At 71.4% G+C, this 18,469-nt stretch carries 20 protein-coding genes and 1 riboswitch; of the genes, 13 read left to right on the top strand and 7 right to left on the bottom strand.

Translation table 11 applies throughout. The features are described 5' to 3' along the window. The first annotated feature begins 46 nt into the window (after positions 1–46). The 5 genes from ACXJ3V_RS06600 (at position 47) to ACXJ3V_RS06580 (ending at position 2,665) form a co-directional block, all read left to right on the top strand. Complete coding sequence (locus ACXJ3V_RS06600) at positions 47–436, top strand: hypothetical protein (protein ID WP_457099482.1); 390 nt, start codon at positions 47–49, stop codon at positions 434–436. Position 437: 1 nt separating this feature from the next. After that, positions 438–839 carry a phage holin family protein gene (locus tag ACXJ3V_RS06595; RefSeq protein ID WP_457099481.1) on the top strand — a complete coding sequence of 134 codons (402 nt, stop codon included), beginning with the start codon at positions 438–440 and terminating at the stop codon, positions 837–839. Beyond that, the gene (locus tag ACXJ3V_RS06590) at positions 829–1,128 is read left to right on the top strand and encodes a hypothetical protein (protein WP_457099480.1); all 300 of its coding nucleotides are present in this window, start codon (positions 829–831) and stop codon (positions 1,126–1,128) included. The genes ACXJ3V_RS06595 and ACXJ3V_RS06590 overlap by 11 nt, the downstream gene beginning before the upstream one ends. Positions 1,129–1,329: 201 nt before the next feature. Then, positions 1,330–2,130 carry a uroporphyrinogen-III synthase gene (locus ACXJ3V_RS06585; RefSeq protein ID WP_457099479.1) on the top strand — a complete coding sequence of 267 codons (801 nt, stop codon included), beginning with the start codon at positions 1,330–1,332 and terminating at the stop codon, positions 2,128–2,130. Between the two features lie 76 nt (positions 2,131–2,206). Further along, positions 2,207–2,665, top strand: a complete 459-nt coding sequence (locus ACXJ3V_RS06580; RefSeq protein ID WP_457099478.1) for a hypothetical protein — start codon at positions 2,207–2,209, stop codon at positions 2,663–2,665. Here ACXJ3V_RS06580 and ACXJ3V_RS06575 read toward each other — a convergent pair. The 3 genes from ACXJ3V_RS06575 to ACXJ3V_RS06565 all read right to left on the bottom strand — a co-directional run bounded on the left by ACXJ3V_RS06575 (position 2,658) and on the right by ACXJ3V_RS06565 (position 6,526). Beyond that, on the bottom strand, positions 2,658–3,479 hold the full coding sequence (locus tag ACXJ3V_RS06575; protein WP_457099477.1) for an ABC transporter permease: 822 nt from the start codon (positions 3,477–3,479) through the stop codon (positions 2,658–2,660). The genes ACXJ3V_RS06580 and ACXJ3V_RS06575 overlap by 8 nt on opposite strands. Continuing rightward, the gene (locus ACXJ3V_RS06570) at positions 3,476–5,368 is read right to left on the bottom strand and encodes an ATP-binding cassette domain-containing protein (protein ID WP_457099476.1); all 1,893 of its coding nucleotides are present in this window, start codon (positions 5,366–5,368) and stop codon (positions 3,476–3,478) included. Before ACXJ3V_RS06570 ends, ACXJ3V_RS06575 begins: the two co-directional genes overlap by 4 nt. 156 nt (positions 5,369–5,524) lie before the next feature. Next, the gene (locus tag ACXJ3V_RS06565; protein ID WP_457099475.1) at positions 5,525–6,526 is read right to left on the bottom strand and encodes an aggregation-promoting factor C-terminal-like domain-containing protein; all 1,002 of its coding nucleotides are present in this window, start codon (positions 6,524–6,526) and stop codon (positions 5,525–5,527) included. 275 nt (positions 6,527–6,801) lie between these two features. On the opposite strand from ACXJ3V_RS06565, the gene ACXJ3V_RS06560 reads away from it, so the two are divergent. Both ACXJ3V_RS06560 and ACXJ3V_RS06555 read left to right on the top strand, forming a co-directional pair. After that, positions 6,802–7,872: an enoyl-CoA hydratase/isomerase family protein gene (locus ACXJ3V_RS06560; protein ID WP_457099474.1), complete on the top strand. Its 1,071-nt coding sequence runs from the start codon at positions 6,802–6,804 to the stop codon at positions 7,870–7,872. A 46-nt stretch (positions 7,873–7,918) separates the two neighbouring features. Next, positions 7,919–8,848 (top strand): J domain-containing protein, encoded by a 930-nt coding sequence (locus ACXJ3V_RS06555; RefSeq protein ID WP_457099473.1) that lies wholly within the window; start codon positions 7,919–7,921, stop codon positions 8,846–8,848. Positions 8,849–8,873: 25 nt separating this feature from the next. Here the strand turns inward: ACXJ3V_RS06555 and ACXJ3V_RS06550 are convergent, their stop codons facing one another. Further along, on the bottom strand, positions 8,874–10,256 hold the full coding sequence (locus ACXJ3V_RS06550; protein ID WP_457099472.1) for a D-alanyl-D-alanine carboxypeptidase family protein: 1,383 nt from the start codon (positions 10,254–10,256) through the stop codon (positions 8,874–8,876). A 155-nt stretch (positions 10,257–10,411) separates the two neighbouring features. Beyond that, positions 10,412–10,520, top strand: a riboswitch (TPP riboswitch). Here ACXJ3V_RS06550 and ACXJ3V_RS06545 point away from each other — a divergent pair. From ACXJ3V_RS06545 to ACXJ3V_RS06535, 3 genes are all read left to right on the top strand, one after another. Beyond that, a complete protein-coding gene (locus tag ACXJ3V_RS06545) occupies positions 10,512–11,141 on the top strand; it encodes an ECF transporter S component (protein ID WP_457099471.1) in 630 nt (209 codons plus the stop codon). It overlaps the preceding riboswitch by 9 nt. 1 nt (position 11,142) lies before the next feature. Then, positions 11,143–12,663 (top strand): ABC transporter ATP-binding protein, encoded by a 1,521-nt coding sequence (locus ACXJ3V_RS06540; RefSeq protein ID WP_457099470.1) that lies wholly within the window; start codon positions 11,143–11,145, stop codon positions 12,661–12,663. After that, the gene (locus tag ACXJ3V_RS06535; RefSeq protein ID WP_457099469.1) at positions 12,660–13,451 is read left to right on the top strand and encodes an energy-coupling factor transporter transmembrane component T family protein; all 792 of its coding nucleotides are present in this window, start codon (positions 12,660–12,662) and stop codon (positions 13,449–13,451) included. Before ACXJ3V_RS06540 ends, ACXJ3V_RS06535 begins: the two co-directional genes overlap by 4 nt. Positions 13,452–13,460: 9 nt before the next feature. Here ACXJ3V_RS06535 and ACXJ3V_RS06530 read toward each other — a convergent pair whose 3' ends face one another. Beyond that, entirely contained in the window at positions 13,461–13,973 is a 513-nt protein-coding gene (locus ACXJ3V_RS06530; protein WP_457099468.1) for an SRPBCC domain-containing protein, read from the bottom strand. 261 nt (positions 13,974–14,234) lie between these two features. Here ACXJ3V_RS06530 and ACXJ3V_RS06525 point away from each other — a divergent pair, with 261 nt between their 5' ends. The 3 genes from ACXJ3V_RS06525 to ACXJ3V_RS06515 all read left to right on the top strand — a co-directional run bounded on the left by ACXJ3V_RS06525 (position 14,235) and on the right by ACXJ3V_RS06515 (position 16,762). Beyond that, positions 14,235–14,996 carry an SDR family NAD(P)-dependent oxidoreductase gene (locus ACXJ3V_RS06525; RefSeq protein ID WP_457099467.1) on the top strand — a complete coding sequence of 254 codons (762 nt, stop codon included), beginning with the start codon at positions 14,235–14,237 and terminating at the stop codon, positions 14,994–14,996. Positions 14,997–15,036: 40 nt separating this feature from the next. After that, positions 15,037–15,813: an enoyl-CoA hydratase/isomerase family protein gene (locus ACXJ3V_RS06520; RefSeq protein ID WP_457099466.1), complete on the top strand. Its 777-nt coding sequence runs from the start codon at positions 15,037–15,039 to the stop codon at positions 15,811–15,813. A 118-nt stretch (positions 15,814–15,931) separates the two neighbouring features. Continuing rightward, positions 15,932–16,762 (top strand): SDR family oxidoreductase, encoded by an 831-nt coding sequence (locus ACXJ3V_RS06515; protein ID WP_457099465.1) that lies wholly within the window; start codon positions 15,932–15,934, stop codon positions 16,760–16,762. A 136-nt stretch (positions 16,763–16,898) separates the two neighbouring features. Here ACXJ3V_RS06515 and ACXJ3V_RS06510 read toward each other — a convergent pair whose 3' ends face one another. Further along, positions 16,899–17,537, bottom strand: a complete 639-nt coding sequence (locus tag ACXJ3V_RS06510) for a LysE family translocator (RefSeq protein WP_457099464.1) — start codon at positions 17,535–17,537, stop codon at positions 16,899–16,901. Between the two features lie 37 nt (positions 17,538–17,574). After that, positions 17,575–18,468, bottom strand: coding sequence for a hypothetical protein (locus ACXJ3V_RS06505; RefSeq protein ID WP_457099463.1), 894 nt, complete (start codon positions 18,466–18,468; stop codon positions 17,575–17,577). Position 18,469: the final 1 nt, after the last annotated feature.

Here is an 18,469-nt window from a genome sequence, read left to right as displayed (position 1 = left end):
TACCCTGGGGAGCAGGCAGCACCCCCGTCGACCGGAGGAGACCCACATGAGGGGCAAAGTAGGACTCGTCATAGGACTGGCGGCAGGCTACGTGCTTGGCACGCGCGCCGGCCGCGAGCGGTACGAGCAGATCAAGCACCAGGCGCTCAAGGTCTGGAACCTCGACCCCGTCCAGCAGCAGGTCGCCAAGGCGAAGGACTACGCGAAGTCCGCCGCTATGGCCCTGCCCACCACGGTCTGGGACAGCGCCGTCAAGATGACCAAGGCCGCCGGCAGCAAGGGCACGCCCGGTCAGCGGCTCGACGCGACCCTCAAGGTCGGCAAGGACTCCGCCGATGACATCGGCGCCGCGGCCCAGCAGTCCGCGGATGCGGTGAAGGATGCCGCGGAAGACGCGGTCGACGACATCTCCGACGCCGGTCGTGGCGGAGCGTGACATGACCGAACCGCGCGGCTTCCGCGATCGGGCCGACGACAGCATCTTCACCCTCGTCGGCGATGTTCCCGAACTCATCCGCAACCTCGTCATCGCCGAGGTCGATGCGGCGAAGGCCTGGCTGCGCAAGACTTCCAAGGACGCCGGCATCGGGTCGGGGTGGATCGTCGGGACGCTCTTCATGCTGTTCTGGTCGATCCCGGCCCTGGGCGCGTTCATCATCTTCGGACTGTCGTCGTGGATGCCGGAGTGGCTCGCGGCGCTGATTCTCTTCCTCTTCCTCGTGCTCGTCGCGGCGGTCATGGGTTTGCTGGGCTATCTCCGCTGGCGCAAGCTGCTCGCGCGGGAGAACCCGGTGCAGGCGATCATCAAGGACGTGGAGGTCGTGCGCGATGAGTTCTGAACTGGTTCGGCCCAGCACCCCTGGGCCCGTCAGCCCCGTCACCCCCGTTCCGCGCACCGCGGTTCCGGTCGGCCTGGTCGACCCGGTCGCGCAGGCCCGTGCCGAGCTGAAGGCTGCGCTCGCCGCGATCGAAGACAAGGCGAACGTCGCGCGGCGGACGAACCGCGCAATAGACCGGCTCGCCGTGAAGGCTCGTGCGAACCCGGTGCTCGCGGCGGCCGTGGTGGTCACGGCGGCAGCGGCCGCCGGCGCCATCGTGTGGTCGCTCGTGAGCAAGTACACGCGCTGACACGACGCACTGCATCGCGGCTATCCCCAGGCGTCGCACCGCACCGGACAGCGGCGCGGCGGCGGGGGTATGCTCGACGCAGGCAGTGCGATGGAGCAGGAACTGCCGACGGCACGAGAATCCGCAACCCGATGGATTCGAGTCACCGTCGGCTGCTCGAATGATGGGCGGCTGACCTAGCAACACAAAGAATCGACGCCCATGAACTCAGCACCCAAGCAGACACCCGACAAGCCGCTCAGCGGCTGGCGCGTGCTGGTTCCTCGTGGTGGCCCCTGGGGCGACACCGTGGCAGCGACGCTGCGCAGGCAGGGGGCTGTTCCCGTCATCGCGCCGCTCATCAACTTCGCACCGACCAACGATCAGGCGTCCCTCGAGCAGGCGCTCGCCGATCTCGCCGCCGGCGCCTTCGACTGGCTGACGCTGACGAGCGCGACGACCGTCGATGTGCTCTACGCGTATCGCGCCACCATCCCGGCCAAGACCAAGGTCGCCGCGGTGGGCGAGACGACGGCCGCGGCGATGCTCGCCGTCGGGTACCGCGTGGATCTCGTCCCCGAGCGGGACAACTCCGCGGCCGGGATGGCCGAGCAGATGATCGAGCTCGAGCCGGAGGCGCGCGACATCCTGACCCTCCGCAGCGAGATCGCGAAGCCCGTGCTCACCCGCATGCTCTCCGAGGCGGGCCACCGCGTGCGCAGCGTCGTCGCGTACCGCACGGTCGGGGTCCCGGTCACCGACCGGATCGCCGCGGACGTCCGCAGCGGACGGATCAACGCGATCCTCGTGACGAGCGGTTCGGTTGCGGAGCAGGTGCAGTCGCAGTTCCCGGACATCCCCCCGGCCACCGTCGTCGCGGCGATCGGGCCGCGCACCGCGAAGGACGCACGTCGTGCGGGGCTCCCCGTCGACGTGATCGCCGACACCCAGACCGTCGACTCCCTGATCGACGCCGTGGGGCGATTTCCGCTCCCGCACGCGTCCGACGAGTTCGCCACCTGACCTCGGCCGGTCGATCGTTGCGCTCCTGTGAGGAACGACCCCCGCGCGAGAGCGGCAGCGCTGGCAGACTAGACGCATGGTGACCCTGCTGCTGGACTCGACGCAGCTCGAGATCGCGCTGTCGGGAACGGAACGCGCGCTCGCATTCCACCGTGGGAATGTCGTCATCGAACGCACCGCCATCGCGAAGGTGCAGCTCACCGACGACGCGTGGACCTGGCTTCGCGGCGTCCCGAGTCCCGGCACCCACATCCGCGGCGTCGTGGCAATGGGCACGTGGCGCTCGGCCGGCGGCGACGACTTCGCGATCATCCGCCGCCACCGCGCCGGTGTGGTGATCGACCTCGACGGACACCCGGACTTCCACCGCATCATCCTGACGACGCGACACGGCCTCGAACTCGTGCAGGCGCTCCGCCTCGATGTGCCCGCTGAGGCCGCCGACGTGGTGGAGATCGCCGCCGAGACCGGCACGATTCCGACGACGAAGCCGAGCCCGCGCAGAGCTCCTCGTCCCGCGCCCGCCGTCAGCTGACGTCGCGGCGCCAGCTGAACAGGTAGCCCAGCAGCACGAGCACCGCGGCGTAGCCGAGCAGCACCGCGCCGCCCGCCCACCACTCCAGTTGCACGCTTTCGCCGGTCGTCGCCATGCTCGCGGTGAAGACGCTCGCTCCCACCAATGCATCGCTCGCGGCGCCGGGCAGATACTGCGTGACGTCCGAGAGGCCGTCGACGAAGGATGCCGCGGCCCGGGCGACCGGCTCGAGGAACTGCGTGAACACCAGCACTCCGACGATCGCACCCACCTGGTTGCGCACGAGCGCCCCGACCCCGATCCCGATGAACACCCACAGGACGTAGGCGAGCAGCATCCGTCCGAACATCGCCCAGGTGTCCGCGGAGGTGAGCTCGGTGTCGAGGCCGTAGCCGGCCAGGAAGGCCGCCGCGGGGCCGACGGCGGCGACGATCCCGACGACGCCGTAGAGCGCGCCGAGCAGGACGCCGACGAAGATCTTCGCCCAGAGCACCGTGCCGCGGCGCGGCGTGGCCAGGAAGGTGGGGGTGAGCACCTTGTGGCGGAACTCGCCGGTCACCATCAGGGTGCCGATGAGCAGCGGGAAGACATAGCCGATGGATGTCGCGGTGCTGTACAGCAGGGTGGGCAGGCCCTCCGCCGGCAGCTGCGGGCCGTTCCCGCCCAGTGAGCCGGTCGCGGATGCCGAGAAGACGAATCCCAGGACCGTCGCGGTGAACGCGACGTACGCGAAGAGCACGATGGCGAGGATCCACCACATCGCCGTGGTGAACTGCTTGGTCGTCTCCGACCGGGTGGTGTTCGTGAGGCTCATCGCTGCTCACCTCCCTCGCTGTCGTCGGCATCTCGGGGATCGGCGGCTCCTGGCTCTTCGCTCCAGTCGGGCGAGAGGTCGCCGATCGTCCCGAACTCGCTGGTGTCGGGGTTGGGCTCGTCCGCGGTCTCGTCCGACGGGGCATCGTCCGAGTCGTCGACGTCGGGCTCGAAGGTGACGACCTCGTCCGTGATGGCCTCGTCGGTGTCAGCCTCGATCGGCGGTTCGCTCACGGTCGGCTCCTCCGACTCCGGCGCGTTGTCCACGTGCCCGGGGTCGACGGGCGGCGCATCGGCGTCCGCATTGCCGAACGGGGGTTGGTCGGGGTGATCCTCAGGTGCCTCGGACTCGGCGGAGGAATGGGCGTCCTCGGGGGCTGCGGCGGAATTCGCGGCCGCGGCGGCGGCCGCCTGGTCGGCGTCGAAGGACGAGAAGAAGCGGTCCGCCTCTTCATCCGAGTCCGTCCTGATGTACTCCTCCCAGGGCCGCTCGACGTCGTGCGGCGCCTCCTCAGGGGAGTCCTCCGTCACCGCGTCGTCGGCTGCGGGCTCAGCACTGTCGTCGCCGTCGTCGGGCGCACCGTCCCCTTCGGCGCCGGCCTCGGCGCCGTCCGCGTGCACTTCGTCATCCGCGACGTCGGGGTCGGAGGTCTCGTCCGCCACCGGGATGATGTCGATGACGCCCGTGCCCGCCACCGCGAACCCTGCCGCAGCCGGGGCTTCGGCATCCGTCTCGGCGTCGACATCCGCTTCCGTGTCGTTGTCGGCGTCGGCGTCTGCGGAGTCGCCGGCGAGCACGGCGGCTGCGGCGGCACCCGCCGCGACCGGGGCGCCAGCGTCCGCCTCCGCGGCGACTTCGGTCGCCTCCGCTTCGGTCGCCTCTTCCGGTGCTGCTTCCGCGGGCACCGCTTCGGCGTCAGCCGCCTCGACCGCGGCGGCAGCAGCCAGGCCGGCCCCAGCAGCAGCCGGGCCCGCCCCGGCGGCGCTCGCGTGCACCCGCACACCGTTGACCAGGTCGAGGAAAACCTCTTCGAGCGCGGGACCGCGGCGCTGCAGCGACGAGAGCGGAACGCCGGCGTCGGCGGCAAGACGGCCGACGCTCGCCGGATCCAGGCCGCGCACGGTGAGGCCGGAGCGGAGCACCTCGACCTCGACGCCGGCGGCGGTCAGCACTCCGGCCAGGGCGGAACGGTCGGGCGAATCGACGACCGTCGCGAATTCGTCAGGGTTGGTGAGCTCATCCAGGGCCCCCTGGAACACGAGCCGTCCGGTGGCGATGATCAGCAGCGAGTCGACGGTCTGCTGCACCTCCGCGAGCAGGTGCGACGAGACGAGCACGGTCCGACCCTGACGGGCGAGGTCGCGCAGCAGTCCGCGCATCCACTTGATGCCCTCAGGGTCGAGGCCGTTGGCCGGCTCGTCGAGCACGAGCACGCCCGGATCGCCGAGCAGCGCGTAAGCGAGTCCGAGGCGCTGCTTCATGCCGAGCGAGTATCCGCCGACCTTGCGGCCCGCGACATCCGCGAGACCGACGAGTCCCAGCGCCTCGTCGACGCGGGACGCGGGAAGGCCGGCGGCCTGGGCGTAGACCTTCAGATGATTGGCGGCGGTGCGCCCGGGGTGGAAGCTGGATGCCTCGAGTACCGCGCCGACGGACTGCAGCGGGTTCGCGAGCTTGGCGTAGGGGAGTCCGCCGATCGTGGCGGTACCGCTCGTGGCACGGACGAGCCCGAGCAGGACGCGCAGCGTCGTGGTCTTTCCGGCGCCGTTCGGACCGAGGAATCCAGTGACCAGCCCCGGCTCGACGCGAGCGGTGAAGCCGTCGACAGCGGTCACCGCGCCGAAGCGCTTGGTGACTGCGGAGAATTCCAGCACTTGTCCTTCGGGCATGCCGAACCCTCTCGTCGTCGTGACTTTCCCCTATCTTTGCGGAAACTTCACGCTCTCGCCGGGACTTTGTGCACCGAGCCTGCGGCGCGTTGAGCGCCGTGCCGCGGCAGACACGGCGAAGGGCGCGAGGCTCCTCGCCCCGCGCCCTTCGACCCGTCAGTACCAGCCGGTCGATTGCGAGTGCGACCACGCCCCGCAGGGCGAGCCGTAGCGTCCCGAGATGTAGCCGAGACCCCAGGCGACCTGGGTGGCGGCGTTCGACTGCCAGTCGGCGCCGGCGCTGCCCATCTTGCTGCCGGGAAGGGCCTGCGGGATGCCGAAGGCACCGCTCGAGCGGTTGTAAGCCTGGTAGTTCCAGCCCGACTCCTTGTTCCACAGCGCGACGAGGCATCCGAACTGGTCGTCACCCCAGCCGTATTTCGGGAACATCGCGTACGCGGAGGCCTGTGCGCCGGCGGGGCTGTTGTCGCCAGAGCCGCCGCCGGAAGGGATCGCGGCGGTCGGGCGGGACGACGACGACGACGACGAGTCTTTACGCCCCGCAGCTGCAGCGGCAGCTGACGCGGCTTCGCGCTCCGCAGCGGCAGCGGCTTCGGCCTCGCGGCGCGCCTTCTCCTCCGCCTCCTGCTGAGCCTTGAGGGCAATCGCCGCGTCGAGGCTGCCGCGGAGTCCGGCCACCTGCTCGCTGACGGACGCGACAAGGGCGGTGACGTCGTCGGTGACATCGGGAAGCAGGGGTGCGGGCAGGTGGTCGATGCCCAGGTCGAGGCGATCCGCTGCGTCCTCGAGCTTCGCGGTATCGACCGACGTGTCGGGCACGCCGACGTCAAGTCCCGACGCCGCGATGTCGGCCGTGACGGTCACTGCTGCGGCGACTGCCGCATCTGCGGCGGCGATCGCTTCGTGTGCGTCGGTCGACGCTGCGTCGGCCGTCGACTCCGTGACTGCCGGAGCAGGCTGAGCGGAAGTCGCGAAGGAAGCGAGTGCGAAGTTCACGGGCGTTACGGAGGCCTCAGCCGTCGAGACCGGCACCGTGCCGGCGAATCCGACGAGGGTGAGTACGCCGACAGCGGCTGCTCCCGCGAGGATCGCCGGGCGGCGACGAGCGCGCCGTTCGACCAGGCGACGGGTACGGCGGTCAGGTGTGAAGGACGTCATCGAGCGCATGAATTCGGGTTCCGTATCAGTAGTCCGCGCCACCGGGAAGGCGGCCTGCGACCGCACCTGCGGACACAAAACCCTGATCCTGCACGTCTTTTCTGGACGTTATCTGAGCGTTACCTGGACGCGGGGGGTTTCGAGGGGCTTCGCAACGGGACTTCGGCATCGCGTGGAAGCACTGGTTGGTCGCCCCGCCGGGGCGTGCGTTCGAGCCGATGATGGCTGCGACGGCACCCGGCGCACGTGATCCGCCGCGCGGTAACGTTGCGATCGTGACCGACACCGCGCCCGAAGCCGAACAACGCATCCTCGCCCGGGCGGCAGGCGGGCTCGGTCGGCTGACTCTTGATCGCCCTCGGGCCATCAACGCTCTCGATCTCGGCATGATCCAGGCCATCGGCGCGGTGCTCGATGCCTGGGACGACGATACCGACGTCGACGTCGTGCTGCTCGACGGCGCGGGCGACCGCGGGTTCTGCGCCGGCGGCGACGTGCGGGATCTCTACGATCAGATCGGCTCGGGCGATCCTGAAGGAGCCGCGCGGTTCTTCCGCGCCGAGTACGCCGTGAACGCCCGCATCGCGGAGTACCGCAAGCCCATCGTCGCCCTCGCGGACGGCATCACGATGGGCGGCGGCATCGGCCTCGCCGGCCACGCATCGCTGCGGGTGGTGACCGAGCGGTCGAAGCTCGCCATGCCCGAGACCCGCATCGGGTTCTGCCCCGACGTCGGCGGCACCTGGCTGCTGGGTCGAGCGCCCGGGCGGCTCGGCGAGTACCTCGGGCTCACCGGCGGGACGATGGATGCCGCGGACGCGATCTACGCCGGCTTCGCGGACACGCTCGTCCCGTCCCAGAACCTCGAGGGGCTGCGCGACGCCCTGGAGACCCGCGCCGACCCCACCGGACCGGGCGAGCTGGTGCTGCTCTTCGACGAGACGCCTGGGCCGTCCGCGCTGCAGGCCGCACGGCCCTGGATCGACGACGCGTTCGCCGCCCCGACGGTGGCTGAGATCATCGAGCGGCTCCGCGCGCGGCCGGAGGCCGAGGCATCCGCCACCGCCGATCTGCTCGACACGCTCTCGCCCACGGGCCTCGCGGTGACGCTCGCGGCGGTCCGCCGCGCCCGCGAGCTCCCCGACCTCCGCGCCGCCCTCGCGCAGGAGTACGGCCTGGTGATGTGGTTCGTCACGAGCCACCCCGACCTCGTCGAGGGGATTCGCGCCCAGCTCGTCGACAAGGACCGGTCGCCGCACTGGCAGCCGGCGACCATCGGCGAACTGGCACCGGACACCGCGGCATCCGCCTTCGCATACGTCCCCGCGATCCCGCTGTGGGCGTGACGCAGCCGCCGCCTGCCGAATCAGGCGCGGACGAGGCGGCTTCCTGATGTTCGATTCCCCACTGTCCGCGTCGGCCTACGAGGTGCTCGAGGTCGATCCGGCTATCGATGAGGACGCGCTGCGCAAGGCGTACCGCCTGCGGATGCGCCAGACGCACCCCGACACCGGCGGCGACGCGGCCGTGTTCATCCAGGTGCAGCGCGCCTGGGAGCTCGTCGGAACACCCGAGGCGCGTGCCGCGTACGACCGAGGTCACGGGTTCGGTGCGCACGCCGCCCCGTCCTTCGCTCCCGATGCCCCAACCTGGCGTCCGCCGTCGGCCCCCGCCGACACCCGCCCGCGCGCCCGCTCGTACGGCCAGCCGGGCGGGTGGCGCCGCGAGCGCTACCTCGACCTGATGCGGGAGTGGGTGGGCCGAGGCGTCGCCCTGCCCGATCCGTACGATCCCGTGCTCGTCCGCTCCGCGCCGCAGCACCTGCGTCGCCTGCTCGCCGATGCACTCGCCGAAGAGGCGACCGCGGGGATCGTCGCCGACCTGGGCATGGGCTACACCGTGTGGCACGACGTCTCGAGCGGCCCGAATCCGGAGGCGAAGCTCGATCACATCGTGCTGGGCCCGAGCGGTCTGTACGGCGTGCTGTCCGAGGACTTCGGCGGCCCGGTGCGGGTGCGCCGCAGCGAGCTGGTCGGGGCGCCGATGCCCGGACCGCCCATCACCGGGCTGCTCAACGCGATCCGGGCGATGGCCCGCGGCACCGGGGTGCGCTTCAGTGGGGCGATCGTGGTGCTGCCCGACGAGGACCTGCTCGGGCCGATCCAGGAGCTCGGCCGACTGAAGGGCACGCCCGTTGCGGTCGTCTCCCGCAGTGCCCTGTCCACGGTGCTGCGTCGTGGACTCACCGGCGCGCGCGCCCTCGGCGGCAACGAGCTGTTCGACGTGCGCACCCGCCTGCAGCAGGCGGTCCGGTTCGTCTGAGGACGGATGCCGCGACCTCGCGCGTTCAGCCGGCCAGGCCGAAGAGCTCCAACGGGTGGGTGAGTCGCCACCAGGCGGTGGGGGGCTTGATGTCCGACGCCAGCTGGGCGCCCACCGTGCTGCTGTCGAGCGGCCCGGTCACGGTGACCGAGCCGACGACGTCGCGCTTGTCGCGCTTCTCGCCCAGGTCGAAGGTGCTCGACACCGCGCCGGCCCCGCTGTTCCACAGCACGACCGCGGCATCGGCATCCGTCACGACATCCGCGTGCTCGCCCCAGACGGTGTCGACGACGCCCACGATCGTTCCCTGGGTGACCGACGGCTCGGTCTGCAGGTCGGCCTCGAGCTGCGCGAAGAGAGCGCGGGTGGCCTCGAAGCGGGCGTCGTCGTCGGGCTGGCCGAGGACGTCGGCGTAGAGGCGCACCGGCGTCGTGCCGACCGTCACGTCCTTCGCGGCGAGGAGGTTGAACTGATCGAGTGACCCCGTCTTGACGCCGATCACGCCAGGGTCGGCGAGGAGCTTGTTGGTGTTCTCCACGTGTCCCGCGCCGGGCAGCTCGGTCGAGGTCTTCGCGACGATCTCGGCGATCACGGGGTTCGCGAGGGCCTTCTGCGCCAGCGGGATCAGCGCCGCAGCACTGCCGACGTTGCGGGAGTTGAAGCCGGTCGGCTCGACGATGGTGAGTCCCGGCACCCCGTGCGCATCCATCCACGCGCGGGCGGCGCTGGCGAAGACGGCATCCGTCGACCAGATGTCGCCGGCGAGGCGGTCGGCATAGTTGTTCGCCGAGCCGATGAGCATGCCCTCGAGCATCTGGTACTCGGTCAGCGAGCCGCCGACCGGTACGTTCAGCGCCGACTCGCCCCGCGACAGGTAGCCGTAGTAGCGGCTGCGGTCCGCCGAGGTGAAGTGATACTCCGGGCCCTGCTCGCCGAGCCCGAGCGGCAGCCGGTCGAGCACGAGGAGGGCCGTGACCACCTTCGTGATGCTCGCGATGGAGTCGGTGTCGGTCGTGGAGGCCAGGACGCCGTCGATGCCGGCGACCGAGACCGCCCCTGATCCTTGCGCAGGCCACGCGGGTGCGGCGGCGGGGGCTGGGATGGAGTCGACCTGGACCGCCGCGATCGTGGGGGCGACGGCGGTCAGTGGCCACAGCAGGGTGGTGATGGAGTAGGCGCTGAGGAGCATCGCGATGACCGCGATCGGGACGAGCACGCCGGCACGGAATGGAGACCTGCGCGGCGCGCGGCCGAGCAGGTCGGGCTCGACCGGAATGACCGGGCTCGTGGCCGCGGTGAGATCCGCCGCCGGGCCCGGCGCGAGCAGCAGGGACTGCTCGTCCAGCCACCCGAACGCGACCCGCGCGGGAGGCGCGTCCTTCACCTTCGTGACCTTCGTCGACGTCATCGTCGAATCCTTCAGTGGTATCGCTTCCGGCGCCGGCAGTGGGTCGTCGAGGACGACCGTACCCGTCTGCCCGCGGAGCGCACGGCGCGACGGCGGCGCGGCGTCGGGGGGGTTCACTCGCCTAAGGTACCGTGCCGCGGCGGCGGTATACTCATCGCCATAACCACGGGAGTCCGGTGTGCCGGGCTGAGAGGAAGCGACCAAGCTTCGACCGTCGAACCTGATCTGGGTCATGCCAGCGCAGGAAGGAGAACTATGAACGCGTCTGCGTCCGCCGCCACGGTCCCCGCACCGGTCGGATCGCGCCTGCAATGGCGGATCGTCGACATCGTCGTCGCCAGTGTCATCGGCGTCGCTTCGGGCCTGATCTTCCTCTTCTGGAATATCGGATACCTCGGCCCGAGCGCCCTGCTGTCGTCGCTGCTCCCCGGCCTGCAGGGGCTGCTCGATGGCCCGTGGCTGTTCGCCGGAGTGCTGGGTGCCCTCATCATCCGCAAGCCCGGTGCAGCCGTCTACACCGAAGTGCTCGCCGCGGTCGTCTCGGCGCTGATCGGCAACGTGTGGGGCGGGTTCCTCACCCTCGAAGCGGGGCTCATCCAGGGTCTCGGCGCCGAGCTGATCTTCCTCGCCTTCCGCTACCGGGTCTGGACCCTGCCGGTCGCGGTCCTCGCCGGCATCGGCGCGGCGCTGGCGGGCGGGATCAACAACCTCGTGCTGTGGTACTCCGGGGCCGACCTCGCCTTCACGATCGTCTACCTCGTGAGCACCGCGATCTCGGGTGCGCTCATCGCCGGCGCCCTGCCGTGGGTGCTGGTGCGCGGACTCGCCAGGACCGGGGCGCTCGACCGCTTCGCCTCCGGCCGGGCCGTCCGCGCGCGCGTCTAGCGTGACCGGCGATTCGCTCGCCGTCGCTCCCGCCGCGGTCGAGGCGCGCGGCTGGGGCTGGCGGCACGCGAGCCGGCGCGCCTGGGCGCTGCGGGATCTCTCCTTCCGCATCGAACCAGGAGAGCGGGTGCTGCTGCTCGGCGCGTCGGGATCGGGCAAGTCGACGCTGCTGCACGGCCTCGCGGGTGTGCTCGGCGGCGACGACGAAGGCGAGTCCGAGGGAGCCCTCCTCATCGACGGCGAGCCGGCCGCGGCCGCGCGTGGTCGGGCCGGGCTGGTGCTGCAGGACCCGGATGCCCAGGTCGTACTCGCCCGGGTCGGCGATGACGTCGCGTTCGGGTGCGAGAACCTCGGCATCCCGCGGGCCGAGATCTGGCCGCGCGTGCGGGCGGCGCTGGACGCCGTCGGACTCGAGGTGCCGCTGGATCGCCCCACCAAGGCGCTCTCCGGCGGCCAGAAGCAGCGGCTCGCCCTGGCGGGCGCGCTGGCGATGCGCCCAGGCATCTTGCTTCTGGACGAACCCACCGCCAATCTCGATCCGCAGGGCGTCGGCGAGGTGGTCGCGTCGGTCGGGGCGCTCCTGGACGCGCAGGCCTCGACGCTGGTCGTGGTCGAGCATCGGGTCGACGTCTGGCTGCCGGTCGTCACCAGGGTGATCGTGCTGGATGCCGAGGCGGGCGTCGTCGCGGACGGCTCGCCCTCCGCCGTGCTCGGCCGCGAAGGCGCCCGGCTCGCCGAGCGCGGCGTGTGGGTCCCTGGTCACGGCCCTGCCGTTCCCGCCCCGCCTGGTCGCGCGCCGGGGGCGGCGCTGCTGTCGGCACGAGGGCTGACGGTGGAGCGGGTGCGCGGCACCACGGTGGCCGCCGGGATCGACCTCGATGTGCGCGCCGGAGGCGTGCTCGCGATCACCGGCCCGAACGGCGCGGGGAAATCGACGCTCGGGCTCACCCTCGCCGGTCTGATCCCGCCGGGCGGCGCTCCCACCGGCCGGACCGCGCCCGCGAGCACGACGCTCGTCGCGACGCCGGAGCTCGCCGGAGGGATCGGCAGTTCGCCGATCCGCTGGACCTCCCGTCAGCTGCTCACGCGCATCGGCACGGTCTTCCAGGAGCCGGAGCATCAGCTGCTCGCCCGCACCGTCCGTGAGGAGCTGGAGGTCGGCCCGCGGGCGCTCGGCCTGGACGACGCCGCGAGCCGCGCCCGGGTGGACGAGCTCCTCGTGCGGCTGCGGCTCGACAAGCTCGCCCTCGCGAACCCCTTCACCCTGTCGGGCGGCGAGAAGCGCCGGCTCACCGTGGCCGCGGCCTTGGCCACGCGCCCGCGCGTGCTCGTGCTCGACGAGCCGACCTACGGCCAGGACGCCCGCACCTKGGCGGAGCTCGTGGCGCTGCTTGCCCGCCTGCGCGACGGAGCGGATGCCGAGGAGCGCACCGCGATCGTCGCGATCACGCACGACCTCGAGGTCGTGCGTGCGCTGCACGCGGAAGAGTTCGTCCTCGCCGGGGACGAGGCATCCGCATGACCCTCCTCGAATCTCGGGCGCGCACGGGGATGGTCGCGCGGATCAACCCGGTCGCCAAGCTCGGCGCGAGCGCGCTGATCGCGCTGCCGCTGATCCTGACCCTGGACTGGGTCTCGGCGGCGGTGGCGCTCGCGCTGGAGTGCCTGCTGTTCCCGTTCGCGGGGCTCGGCTGGCGGGAGTTCTGGGGGCGCACCTGGCCGGTCTGGCTCGCCGCGCCGCTCACGGCGCTCACGATCGCGCTGTACGGCGAGACGTCCGGCACGGTCTACGTGGACTGGTTCGTCGTCCGGATCAGCGAGGGGTCGCTCTCCCTCGCCGCCGCGACCTTCTTCCGGGTGCTGGCGATCGCCCTCCCCTCGGTGGTGCTGTTCGTCACGGTCGACCCGACGGATCTCGCCGACGGGCTAGGCCAGGTGCTGCGCCTGCCCGCACGGTTCGTGCTGGGCGCGCTCGCCGGCTTGCGGATGGTCGGGCTGTTCGTCGACGACTGGCGGGCGCTCGAGCTCGCGCGGCGTGCCCGCGGCGTCGCCGACCGGGGGCGCATCCGACGCTTCCTCGGCATGGCGTTCGCGCTGCTGGTGCTTTCGATTCGCCGCGGCTCGAAGCTCGCCACCACCATGGAGGCGCGCGGATTCGGGGCTCCCGGCCCCCGCACCTGGGCGCGGGAATCGCATTTCGGCGGCCGCGAGTGGGTGCTCATGGCGATCGGCGCCGCGATCTCGGCGATCGCCGTGACCGCCGCGGTGCTCGCCGGCACCTGGAACTTCATCCTCGGGCCCGCTGGCTGACCGCAGGGATCAGCCGCCCGCGACCAGGCGCTCGTAGGCCGGCTCCATGGCGGGGTAATAGTCGTCCCAGGCCACGGCGCGCGGGTCGCGTCCCTGGTGCACGGCCATCAGCCGGTCGAGGTAGTACTCCCAGCCTGGGCCGATCGAGCCGACGTCCTCGCCGGGGTTCAGGCGCTGCCCGAAGATCAGCAGGGTGGAATCCCCCCGCGGGACGAGTTCGAACCACAGGTGCCACGCGCCGGCCTCCGGCGCAGTGTCGCCCACGAACCGTCGCGGCGGGTCGCACTCCAGGATCGTGTACTCCACGGGCACCGGGTCGTCGGCCTCGGCGGTCATGAAGAACATGATCTGCCCGGTGGTCGGGTCGCCCTCCCACCCGCCGATCCACTTCTCCAGCTGCTCGGACTCGGTGAGCGCGCGCCACACCACGACGGGGCGCGCGGCGAACGTGCGGGTCAGCACGAGATTGGGGTGGCCGTCGATGTCAGTGACCGTGCCGGTGATGTCCGTTCGATCGGTCATGTCGCGTTCCAGAGCTCCCGGTAGTAGGTGAGGCGCCGCCGATCCAGTGTGCCGCAATTCAGCCTGGATACGGGAGACGGATGCCGAGACCGGCGTGAATCCGCACCTCTCGCCGAAGTGCTCGAACGATTAGCCTGAGTTGGTGCACGCCCTTGCCCGCCGGAGGCGTCCCGGCGGACCGTCCTGACACTCCGTCCCGCGTATGGTGGGATGCGATGTCACGGGGCAGCTGCCCGGCCCCCACCTGTTCGAAGGAGAACCATGGACCTCACCGGCGCATCCGCGCTCGTCACCGGCGGCGCGAGCGGTCTCGGCCTGGCCACCGCCCGGCGCCTGGCCGCAGCCGGCGCCGCCGTCACGATCGTCGACCTGCCGACCTCGGCAGGTGCCGACATCGCGACCGAGCTGGGCGGCTCCTTCGCTCCCGCAGACGTCACCGATCCGGACCAGGTCGCGGCCGCCGTCGAGACTGCCGCGGCGGCGGGACCGCTCCGCGTCGTCGTCAACTGCGCGGGCATCGCGCCACCCGCCAAGGTGCTCGACCGCGACGGCAGTCCGTCGCCCCTCGCCGGGTTCGAGAAGATCATCCGGGTCAACCTGGTCGGCACCTACAACGTCATCGGCCAGGCCTCCGCGGTCATGGCCCGCACCGAGGCCACGGAGGACGGCGAACGCGGCGTCATCGTGAACACCGCGAGCGTCGCCGCCTTCGATGGCCAGATCGGCCAGCCCGCGTACTCCGCGAGCAAGGGCGGTGTGCACGCCATGACCCTGCCCATCGCCCGTGAGCTCGCGCGCTACGGCATCCGTGTCCTCACGATCGCCCCGGGCATCATGGAGACGCCGATGCTCATGGGGCTGCCGCAGGCCGCCCAGGATTCGCTCGGCGCCCAGGTGCCGTACCCGCAGCGCCTCGGCCGCCCCGACGAATACGCGCGCCTCGTCATGGCGATCGTCGACAACGGCTACCTCAACGGCGAGACGATCCGACTCGACGGCGCGATCCGGATGGCGCCGAAATGACCCGCACGCACGCATCGCACCCCGAGCAGCAGGAGCAGCCATGACCGAGTCGATCCTCGTCACCGTCGCAGACGGACTGGCGCGCGTCACCTTCAACCGCCCGGCCTCGCTCAATGCGATGGACTTCGAGATGGGCGGGCGCTGGCGCGACGTCGCGCACGAGATCACCACCGATGACTCGATCGGAGCGGTGATCCTGGATGCCGCAGGCCCGGCGTTCTGCGCCGGCGGAGACGTCCTCGCCATGGGCACCTCCGGCGCCACCGGTGCCGACGTCACCGCGGCCGCGCACGTGATCCACGACGGCATCCGCACCTTCGTCCGCTCCGACAAGCCGATCGTCGCGGCCGTGCAGGGCGCCGTCGCGGGCGGGGGACTCGGCCTCATGCTCACGGCCGACTACATCGTCGCGGCGGAGGGGGCGCGGTTCGTCAGCAAGTACGCCAACATCGGCCTGACGCCCGACCTCGGCGTCTCCACCCTGCTGCCGGCGGCCATCGGCCAGCGCCGCGCCCTCCAGCTGCTGCTGCAGGACCGCTCCCTCACGGCCGCCGAGGCGCTGGACTGGGGGCTCGTGGCCGAGGTGCTTCCGGTCGGCGAGATCGCCGCACGTGCGGAGGAGATCGCCCGGTTCTGGCTCACCGGCGCCACCGCGGCGTTCGGACAGGCCAAGCGGCTCGTCCGCACCGGCGCCGATCGCACGTTCGCCGAGAACCTCGACGACGAGGCGGCGTCGATCGGCGCGCGCTTCGACACCGACGAGGCGAAGATCCGAGTGGCGGCCTTCGCCGCGGCATCCGCGAAATCCGCCCGATGATCACTGTCCAACCGATACGTTCCCCACGAGCCGATACGGTTCCCACCGTCGGCGACGTATCGGCTCGAAAAGTTCGTATCGGCTCGCGGGTGACCGCGGGCCCCATGAAGGAGACGCGATGACCCTCGCCGGCAAGACCATCCTGATGTCCGGCGGCAGCCGGGGCATCGGGCTCGCGATCGCCCTGCGGGCGGCCAGGGATGGCGCGAACATCGCGCTGCTCGCGAAGACCGACACCCCTCACCCGAAGCTCGAGGGCACGGTGCACTCCGCCGCCGAGCAGATCCGGGCGGCCGGCGGCAACGCGCTGCCGATCGTCGGGGACGTGCGCAACGACGACGACATCACCGAGGCGGTGCTCAAGACCGAGGGGGAGTTCGGCGGCATCGACATCGTCGTCAACAACGCGAGCGTCATCGACCTCTCGCGCTCGCTCGACCTGCAGGCGAAGAAGTACGACCTCATGCAGGACGTCAACGTGCGCGGCACGTTCCTGCTCTCGCGCGCGGCCGTGCCGATCCTGCGCGAGAGCGCGAACCCGCACATCCTGTCGCTGTCGCCGCCGCTCAACCTCTCGCCGAAGTGGCTCGGCGCGCACACCGGGTACACGCTCGCCAAGTACGGGATGACGATGGTCACGCTCGGCCTGGCAGCGGAGTTCGCCGGCGACGGCATTGCCGCCAACACGCTGTGGCCGCGGACCACCATCGCCACCGCGGCCGTGCAGTTCGCGCTCGGCGGTGACCGCATGATGAAGGTCAGCCGCACGCCGGAGATCTACGCTGATGCGGCGTACGAGGTCCTGATCCAGCCCGCCCGCACCTATACCGGGCAGACCCTCATCGTCGAAGACGTGCTGGAGGCGGCCGGGATCACCGACTTCTCGGGGTACGCCGCCACCCCGGGCACGCCCGACTCGGGGCTGTTCCCCGACATCTTCCTGGACTGACCCGCGGCTGCGGCATCCGCGCCTCCGCGCGCGTCTTCACAGACTTCGCAAGATCGCGCCGACAGCGCACGAATCAGCCGGATTTCTGCGAGCTTCGCCTACATCTGCGAAGTCTGTGTGGTCCCAGCGCTGCGGCTCAGTGCTTCTGGCCGGTGAGCAGCAGGATGCCGCCGAGCCCGATCATGAGGCCGCCGCCGGTGGCGGACAGCGCCGCGATGCGCTTCGGCGACCGCCCGAACCACTGCCGTGCGCCGGCGGCGGCGAGGGCCMACGCGCCGTCCGAGATCAGCGCGACCACGAAGAACACCAGGCCGAGTTCGATCATCTGCAGCGGCACGGCGCCCGCGTCCAGGTCGACGAACTGGGGCAGCACCGCGACGAAGAACGCGATCGTCTTCGGGTTGGTGATGCCGACGACGAACCCCTCGCCGAGCTGACGCCAGTGCGAGCGCGGCAGCGTGGCCGCAGTGGCCGCCTCGGCAGCGCGGTGGCGATGCCGGATCGCCTGCACGCCGAGGAACATCAGGTACAGCGACCCGGCGACCTTCACGATCGTGAAGAGCACCACCGAGCGCGCCACGATCCCGCCGACCCCCAGTGCGACGGCGAGGATGATCGGCAGCAGCCCGAGCGCGTTGCCGAGCACGCTCAGCAGCCCGCCGATCCGGCCGAGCGCGAGCGCCCGTCCGATGGTGAACAGCACGCTCGGGCCCGGAATCACGATCAGCACGAGCGCGGCGACCATGAAGGCGAGCAGGTTCTCGGTCGGGACCACCGGCCCATCGTAGTGGCGGATGCCGCGGCCCTCGGCGTCAGCGGGTCTCGAGCCGTGCGCCCATCAGCACGGTGATCGCGTCGTCCTCCAGCCACCAGAATCCGATGCGCTGGCCCCGCGTCATCGCGAGAGGCTGGGCGCCGGCGGCGATGTCCTCGTAGTCGAGGTCGATGACGAGGGTGCTCTGCGAACGCAGCGTCGACGGCGAGCACCGTCCTTCGCTCCGGGAGCCACGGGTGAGGAGGATGCAGTGCTCCGGCTGAAGCGCTCCGGCCGCCCCGGCGATCCACAGCTCCCACCCGTAGAACGAGCCGACGTTCGCGACCCACTCGACCTTCCCGCTGGACGGCATCTCGGGAGTCTCCTCATCGGGGGTCTCCGACCCAGGCCCGAGCGCGCGATCGAGCGGGATCTCGTACAGCGTGCGGGCGGTCGGATCGCGCAGGAATCCGTAGGCCTCGGGCGGCATCACGGTGGTCGGGGTGGGGGCCGCCCCGCGCTCGGGCGCGACGACGGGGGCGACCACGGTGCCGACCGCGACGGCGATCCCCACCGCGATCACCGCGGCGATGCCGACCGCGATCGTGCGGCGCCGGGGTCCACCGGCTCTGCCGGGGTCGGGCGACGCCGGGACGCCCGCACGAGGCGACCGCGGGTCGTCCCGTGCGAGCCCGTCCGGGTCCTGCGCCAGCCCGTCCGGGTCGGTCGGCGGATGGCCGATCGCGCCTCGCGGCCATTCGTCGGCGGCGTTGTCCTGCGCGACCGGCGCCAGCGCCCGTGCGGAGTCCACCATCACGTGCTGGTCCTCGAGGGCGCGGGCCTCGAGCTCGATGAGCCGCTCCACCGCCGCCGGGTCGGCCGCGATGTCGGCGTCCGGGCCGTAGGCCCGCAGTCTCAGCGCTGCGAGCTCCGCGCGGGTCGCGTCATCCATC

Source organism: Microbacterium sp. P5_E9, assembly GCF_054049175.1.
This window is presented reverse-complemented; position numbering and strand designations above follow the sequence as displayed.